Genomic DNA, 7,421 nt, shown 5'->3' with positions numbered 1-7,421 from the left:
TGCGCAACCTCCAGCCGCCGCCCGGGTCGCCCGGGTGCGGCGGCTGGAGGTTGCGCATACAGGCGTAGCCCTGTGGCACCGCCCCGTCGCCGTCCTCGTCGGAGGCGGGCCGCTGCTCGCTGATGTGCAGCACGAAGTCCGTGGTCGCCGGGCAGCGCGGCCCGTCGCGGACCGTGCCGTCGTGCCGGGCCACGACCCGGGCCGCCGCCCGCTCACCGGCGCACGGCACCTCGGTGAAGCTCGTCGTGCCGAACGAACTGCACTCGTCGACCGCGAGGAACACCGCCCCGTACCCGGACGGCCGGGTCACCGGCGGCGACCCGGCGGTGGCCGGCCCCGACGCCGGCCCGCCCGGCCGGCCGTCCTCCGCGACGCCCGCCGAGGGGCTCTGACACCCGGTCAGCACCACACCGACCAGCACCAGCAGCCCCCGCACCACCCCCGCCGAACTTCTCACGTGCATCGCCGTCCCCCAGAAGTGCCCTGACCCAGCGTGGCTGCCGCGGTGGGGCGCACGCCAGGCACCTGGGAGGGTTTGCGCACGTTGGGGGTGGTGCGCCCGGTCCGTGGCGTACGTCTAGTACGTCAGCCCGTACCCGATCGGGTACAGCACCTGTTCCGGATCATCCGCCCGCTGCACCGGCACGGGGAGTTTCCCGCGGGGAGCCACCCGGCCCGCGATCACCCGTGCGGCGGCCCGCAGTTCGACGTCGGTCCAGGAGTACGCCGCGAGGCACGCCGGGACGGAGGGCAACTGGGCCACGTCGTACGGATTGCGGATCGCGACCGCCACGACCGGCTTCCCCGTCGCCACGAGTTGCTCGACCAGCGTCTTCTGGCCGCTGCCCGCCGTCACGTTGTACGTCGCCGCCACCACCGTGTCCGCGTCCCGCGCCGCCGCGACCGCCCGGGCGATGGTCGCCGCGGACGGGGCCGTCCCGGTCGACAGGGCGGTGGCGGTGAAGCCGAGCCCGGTCAGCGCGGCGGCGAGCACCCCGGTCGGCGGCCCGGTCGTCCCCGACGGCGAGGCCGGATCGGCGCCGACCACCAGCAGCTTGGGGTACCGGCGCCGGGACAGCGGCAGCAGCCGCCCCTCGTTGACGAGCAGGGTGGTCGTCCGCTCGGCGATCCGGTCGGCCGCCGCCAGGTGCGCCCGGGTGCCGACGGCGCGGTCGACACCGTCCTGACCGGCGTACGGCGCGCGGAACAGCCCCAGCTTCGTCTTCAGCCGCAGGATCCGCAGGACCGATGCGTCGAGCCGCGCCTCGGTCAGCTCGCCGCTGCGTACGGCCGCGAGGACGGCGTGCCAGGCGAGGTCCAGGTCCGGCGGGTTGAGGAGCTGGTCCACGCCCGCCTTCAGCGCGAGCACCGGCACCCGGTCGTCGCCGTACTTGGTCCGCACGCCCTCCATGCCGAGGGAGTCCGTCACCACCACCCCGTCGTAGCCGAGCCGTTCGCGGAGGATGCCGGTGAGGATCGGGCGGGAGAGGGTGGCCGGGTCGCCGGAGTCGTCGAGGGCCGGGACCATCAGGTGCGCCGTCATGATCGAGTCGATGCCCGCGGCGATCGCCGCCCGGAACGGCGGTGCGTCCAGCTTCTCCCACAGCTCCCGGCTGTGCGTGATGGTCGGGAAGCCGGTGTGGCTGTCGACGTTGGTGTCCCCGTGCCCGGGGAAGTGCTTGGCGGTCGCCGCCACCCCGGACCCCTGGTACCCGGCGACCTCGGCGGCCACCAGCGCGGCCACCGCCTTCGGGTCGGCGCCGAAGGACCGGACGCCGATGACCGGGTTGGCCGGGTTGACGTTCACGTCGGCCACGGGGGAGTAGTCCTGCCGGATGCCCATCGCCCGCAGCTCACGCCCGGCGATCCGCCCGAGGCTGCGGGCATCGGACCGCGCCCCGCCCGCGCCGACGGCCATGGCGCCCGGGAACAGCGTCGCGGGCCTGCCCACCCGGGCGACGATCCCGTGCTCCTGGTCGGTGGAAACGAGCACGGGCAGCCCGCGCGGCAGTCCCAGGGAGGCCCGCTGGATGCCGTCGGACAGAGCCGCGATCTGGTGCGGCTCGCGGGTGTTGTGCGCCCAGGCGAAGTAGATGATGCCGCCCACCCGGTACTTCGCGACGAGCTCGGCGGCCGTACGGACCCCGATCTCCTTGAGGTTGGCGTCGATGTCGGCCTGGTCGGGGGCGGTGGCGGAGTGGCCGTACACCCGCATCACGAAGAGCTGGCCGACCTTCTCCTCCAGCGTCATACGCGAGACGAGGGCGTGGAGTTGCTTGTCGTCGGGGGCGCCGGCGGCGTACGAAGGCCCGGCGGCCGCGAGGGCGCCGGCGGCGCCGGCCGTCGCGGCGAGGACGGTGCGTCTGGAGGGCTGTGCGGTGTTTCCCGTGCTTCCCGTGCTTCCCGTGCCGGTGTCGTGCACGTGCGCTCCTTCCGGAGGTGATCCGCTGGGATCCGCTGAAGGAAACTTCCAACGGGTCACCACTAACCGGGAAGTTTCTGCCAGTCAAGGGAGCGCACAGTAACCGTGCCGGGGCCGCCACCGGCGCGGTTGGAGGGGGACGCGCCGATGGCGGCGGTGCCGCCGGCCGCGGTACGGCGGAGAGGGTGGTCAGCGATCGCAGCCAGCAGCGAGGGCCGACACCGCACCGTGGTGACTCTCCGGCGGCCTGCGATTGGACGACGCGAGTCCGGGCGTGGTTCCCGGCCCGGGCCGGATTTCCGGAAGTCGGTACGCGGGATGAACCAGCGGCTCAACGAGGCGGATGAGCCACCGCTTCCGGCCATCCCCTGCTCGCCGTACCGGGTGAACGGGTTCCTCGCACGGTCGTAGGCCGGCCGGGGGGACGTGGCCTACGACCGTGACGGATCACAGGTGTGCTCGACTCACAAGGTGTGCCCGACTCACAAGGTGTGCTCGATGAACCGCGCCGCCGTCTCCGCCAGCACCTCCCGGCCGTCCCTCGCCCACAGGCCGTCGTTGAACAGCTCCACCTCGATGGCACCGGTGTAGCCCGCGGCCTCCACGTACCGCTGCCACTCCCGCATGTCGATCGAGCCGTCGCCGATCTGGCCCCGGCCGGTCAGCACGCCCTCCGGCAGTGGGGTCGTCCAGTCGGCGAGCTGGAAGGTGTGGATGCGGCCGCCCGCACCCGCCCGGGCGATCTGCGCGGGAGCCGTGTCGTCCCACCAGATGTGGTACGTGTCGACCGTGACGCCGACCTGCTGCGCCGGGAAGCGTTCGGCCAGGTCCAGGGCCTGGGCCAGCGTCGACACCACACAGCGGTCGGAGGCGTACATCGGGTGCAGCGGCTCGATCGCCAGGCGGACGCCGTGCCGCTCCGCGTAGGGGCCCAGTTCCGACAGGGCGTCCGCGATGCGTTCGCGGGCCCCGTGCAGGTCCTTCGAGCCCGCCGGGAGCCCGCCCGAGACCAGGACCAGCGTGTCGGTGCCCAGCGTCGCCGCCTCGTCGATCGCCCGGCGGTTGTCGGCCAGGGCCTGAGCGCGCTCCTGCGGGTCGATCGCCGTGAAGAAGCCGCCCCGGCACAACGTTGTCACCGTCAGGCCCGCGTCCCGGACCAGCTTCGCCGTGGCCTCCAGCCCGTACGTCTGGACCGGCTCGCGCCACAACCCGAGGTTCGTGATGCCCAACTCACCGCAGGATGCGACCAGTTCCGGCATCGACAGCTGCTTCACCGTCATCTGGTTGATGGAGAAGCGCTCCAGCTCCGCGGCGCTCACTGGTCCACCCCGTACACGCCCAGCAGGTTCTTCATCCGCTCCTCCGCCAGCTTCGGGTCGGGGAACAGGCCCAGACCGTCGGCGAGTTCGTACGCCTTCGCGAGGTGCGGCAGCGAACGGGCCGACTGGAGGCCGCCGACCATCGTGAAGTGGGACTGGTGGCCGGCCAGCCAGGCCAGGAACACCACGCCCGTCTTGTAGAAGCGGGTCGGGGTCTGGAAGAGGTGCCGGGAGAGTCCGACGGTGGGGTCCAGCAGGTCGCGGAAGCCCTGCGTGTTCCCCGTGTCGAGCACCCGGACCGCCTGAGCCGCCAGCGGGCCCAGCGGGTCGAAGATGCCCAGCAGGGCGTGGCTGAAGCCCTGTTCGTCGCCGGCGATCAGCTCGGGGTAGTTGAAGTCGTCGCCCGTGTAGCAGCGCACGCCCTGCGGCAGGCGGCGGCGGATGTCGATCTCGCGCTGCGCGTCCAGCAGCGAGACCTTGATGCCGTCGACCTTATCCGGGTGGGCGGCGATGACGTCCAGGAAGGTGCGGGTGGCGGCGTCCAGGTCCGTCGCACCCCAGTAGCCCTCCAGCGCCGGGTCGAACATCGGGCCGAGCCAGTGCAGGACGACCGGCTCGGACGCCTGGCGCAGCAGGTGGCCGTAGACCTCCAGATAGTCCTCCGGCCCCTTGGCGACCGCCGCCAGGGCCCGGGAGGCCATCAGGATCGCCCGCGCACCCGACTCCTCGACGACCGCGAGCTGCTCCTCGTAGGCCGCGCGGATCTCCGCCAGGCTGTACGGGTAGCCGACCTCGGTGGCCGAGAGCTGGTCCGTGCCCACGCCGCAGGCGATCAGGCCGCCGACCGACTTCGCCTCCGCGGCCGACCGGCGGATCAGCTCCGCCGCGCCCGCCCAGTCCAGGCCCATGCCGCGCTGGGCGGTGTCCATCGCCTCGGCGACGCCCAGCCCGTGCGACCACAGGTGCCGGCGGAAGGCCAGGGTGGCGTCCCAGTCGACGGCGGCGGGCGAGTCGGGGGAGACGTCCGCGTACGGGTCGGCGACGACGTGCGCCGCCGAGTAGACCGTGCGGGAGGTGAAGGGCGTGCCGGGCGTCACCAGGAGCGGTTCGGTGCGCGGCTCGTACGTCCGCGACGCCCCGTTGCTGTCCGGGAGTCGGATGGTCACGGCTGGATCTCCGGAACGTCGATACGGCGGCCCTCGGCCGAGGACTTCAGGCCCAGCTCGGCGAGCTGGACACCACGGGCGCCGGCCAGCAGGTCCCAGTGGTAGGGGGCGTCGGCGTAGACGTGCTTGAGGAACAGCTCCCACTGCGCCTTGAAGCCGTTGTCGAACTCGGCGTTGTCCGGGATCTCCTGCCACTGGTCGCGGAAGACCTCGGTGGCGGGGATGTCCGGGTTCCACACCGGCTTGGGCGTGGCCGAGCGGTGCTGGACGCGGCAGTTGCGCAGGCCGGCCACCGCCGAGCCCTCGGTGCCGTCCACCTGGAACTCGACGAGCTCGTCGCGGTTGACGCGCACGGCCCAGCTGGAGTTGATCTGGGCGATCGCGCCGCCCTCCAGCTCGAAGATGCCGTACGCGGCGTCGTCGGCCGTGGCGTCGTAGGGCTTGCCGTTCTCGTCCCAGCGCTGCGGGATGTGGGTGGTGGCGATGGCCTGGACGGACTTCACCCGGCCGAACAGCTCGTGCAGGACGTACTCCCAGTGCGGGAACATGTCGACGACGATGCCGCCGCCGTCCTCGGCCCGGTAGTTCCAGGACGGGCGCTGCGCGGCCTGCCAGTCGCCCTCGAAGACCCAGTAGCCGAACTCGCCGCGCACGGACAGGATCCGGCCGAAGAAGCCGCCGTCGATGAGGCGCTTCAGCTTGAGCAGGCCGGGGAGGAAGAGCTTGTCCTGGACGACGCCGTGCTTGATGCCGGCCTCGTTCGCCAGGCGGGCGAGGGCCAGGGCGCCGTCGAGGCCGGTGGCCGTGGGCTTCTCGGTGTAGATGTGCTTGCCGGCCGCGATGGCCTTCTTGAGCGCCTCCTCGCGGGCGGAGGTGACCTGGGAGTCGAAGTAGATGTCCACGCTCTCGTCGGCGAGGACCGCGTCCAGGTCGGTCGAGACGTGCTCAAGGCCGTGCTGCTCGGCCAGCGCCTTGAGCGCGTGCTCACGGCGGCCGACCAGGATCGGCTCGGGCCACAGCACGGTGCCGTCGCCGAGGTCGAGGCCGCCCTGCTCGCGGAGGGCGAGGATGGAGCGGACCAGGTGCTGGCGGTAGCCCATGCGCCCGGTCACGCCGTTCATGGCGATCCGCACCGTCTTGCGTGTCACGTCGTTCCCTTCGTACGCGGTCGTCGCGCCGCGTACGCCCGACTGGTGAGCGTGACAGCAAGCGCTTTCTATACATGAAGAAGCTAGCCTCTGAACCGCGGTCCGGACAAGACCGTGACCAGGACGAGTTGTTCGAGGGGGCGAACAACCCCGGGCCGGGGGCTTAAGGTCTGCTCGGAACCATGGCCATGGGTTGGTCGGAACCAAGGCCACAGGTCTGTATGTGTACGAGGGCGACTCTGCATGTGGATGAGGGCGGACGACGAGATGCGCGACCGGAGGACGACGAGATGACGGTGACCCTGGCGGACGTGGCGGCCCGCGCGCAGGTCTCGCCCGCGACGGTGTCGCGCGTGCTGAACGGGAACTACCCCGTGGCCGCATCCACCCGGGAGCGGGTGCTGAAGGCCGTGGACGAGCTGGACTACGTGCTCAACGGGCCCGCGAGCGCCCTGGCCGCCGCCACCTCCGACCTGGTCGGGATCCTGGTGAACGACATCGCCGACCCGTTCTTCGGGATCATGGCGAGCGCGATCCAGGCCGAGATCGGCGGACCGGGCGGCCGCGCGGGCGGGGAGAGGCTCGCGGTGGTCTGCAACACGGGGGGCTCGCCCGAGCGGGAGCTGACGTATCTCACGCTGTTGCAGCGGCAGCGGGCGGCGGCCGTGGTGCTGACCGGCGGGGCGATCGAGGACGCGGCGCACCAGGCGGCGATGGACACGAAGGTGCGCAAGCTCGCGGACGCCGGGACGCGGGTGGTGCTGTGCGGGCGGCCGCCGGCGCCGGAGACCGGGGCGATCGCGCTGACCTTCGACAACCGCGGGGGCGGGCAGGAACTCACCGAGCACCTGATCGGGCTCGGGCACCGGCGCCTCGGCTATATCGCGGGCCCGGAGGAACGGACGACCACCCGGCACCGGCTGGAGGGGCACCGGGCCGCGCTCGCCGCGCACGGCATCGAGGAGGACCCCCGGTGGACGGTGCACGGGCGCTACGACCGGCGGTCCGGCTACGAAGCGACGCTGGAACTGCTGCGGCGCGACCCGTCGCTGACGGCGGTCGTCGCCGCGAACGACTCCGTCGCGCTGGGGGCGTGCGCCGCACTGCGGGACTCCGGGCTACGGATCCCGGAGGACGTGTCGGTGGCCGGGTTCGACGATCTGCCGTTCAGCATCGACGCGGTGCCCGCGCTGACGACGGTGCGGTTGCCGTTGGCGGAGGCCGGGGCGCGGGCCGGGCGGATCGCGATGGGGCGCGAGGAGGCGCCGCCCGGGGGGATCGCTTCGGTGCGGGGGGAGTTGATGGTGCGGGGTTCCTCCGGGGTGCCGCGGGTTTCCTGACCTCGGCGTCCAGGCCCGGGCCTGGA

6 protein-coding genes are annotated in these 7,421 nt (G+C 72.5%); 1 reads left to right on the top strand and 5 read right to left on the bottom strand.

All coding sequences use genetic code 11. The features are described from left to right. The 5 genes from CCL05_RS36905 to CCL05_RS36885 form a co-directional block, all read right to left on the bottom strand. The coding region (locus CCL05_RS36905; RefSeq protein ID WP_086565005.1) for a hypothetical protein at positions 1-463 on the bottom strand (463 nt) is incomplete at its 3' end. A gap of 114 nt (positions 464-577) precedes the next feature. Next, positions 578-2,422, bottom strand: coding sequence for a glycoside hydrolase family 3 protein (locus tag CCL05_RS36900; RefSeq protein ID WP_086565003.1), 1,845 nt, complete (start codon positions 2,420-2,422; stop codon positions 578-580). 482 nt (positions 2,423-2,904) lie between these two features. Further along, positions 2,905-3,741: a sugar phosphate isomerase/epimerase family protein gene (locus CCL05_RS36895; protein WP_167409687.1), complete on the bottom strand. Its 837-nt coding sequence runs from the start codon at positions 3,739-3,741 to the stop codon at positions 2,905-2,907. Then, positions 3,738-4,907 carry a dihydrodipicolinate synthase family protein gene (locus CCL05_RS36890; protein WP_086565002.1) on the bottom strand — a complete coding sequence of 390 codons (1,170 nt, stop codon included), beginning with the start codon at positions 4,905-4,907 and terminating at the stop codon, positions 3,738-3,740. Before CCL05_RS36890 ends, CCL05_RS36895 begins: the two co-directional genes overlap by 4 nt. Then, positions 4,904-6,055, bottom strand: coding sequence for a Gfo/Idh/MocA family protein (locus tag CCL05_RS36885; protein ID WP_086565001.1), 1,152 nt, complete (start codon positions 6,053-6,055; stop codon positions 4,904-4,906). The genes CCL05_RS36890 and CCL05_RS36885 overlap by 4 nt, the downstream gene beginning before the upstream one ends. Positions 6,056-6,345: 290 nt before the next feature. Between CCL05_RS36885 and CCL05_RS36880 the strand changes: the two genes are divergently transcribed. Further along, complete coding sequence (locus CCL05_RS36880; protein WP_086565000.1) at positions 6,346-7,395, top strand: LacI family DNA-binding transcriptional regulator; 1,050 nt, start codon at positions 6,346-6,348, stop codon at positions 7,393-7,395. Positions 7,396-7,421 lie beyond the last annotated feature (26 nt).

It is taken from the genome of Streptomyces africanus (assembly GCF_002150735.1).
In the GTDB taxonomy this organism is placed as follows: Bacteria; Actinomycetota; Actinomycetes; order Streptomycetales; family Streptomycetaceae; genus Streptomyces; species Streptomyces africanus.
Note: the sequence above shows the minus strand (reverse complement) of the source record. Positions and strands in the feature narration are given on the sequence as shown.

Coding starts and splice junctions, on each gene's coding strand:
- CCL05_RS36880 (WP_086565000.1), top strand. CDS start 6,346: ATGACGGTGACCCTGGCGGACGTGGCGGCCCGCGCGCAGGTCTCGCCC.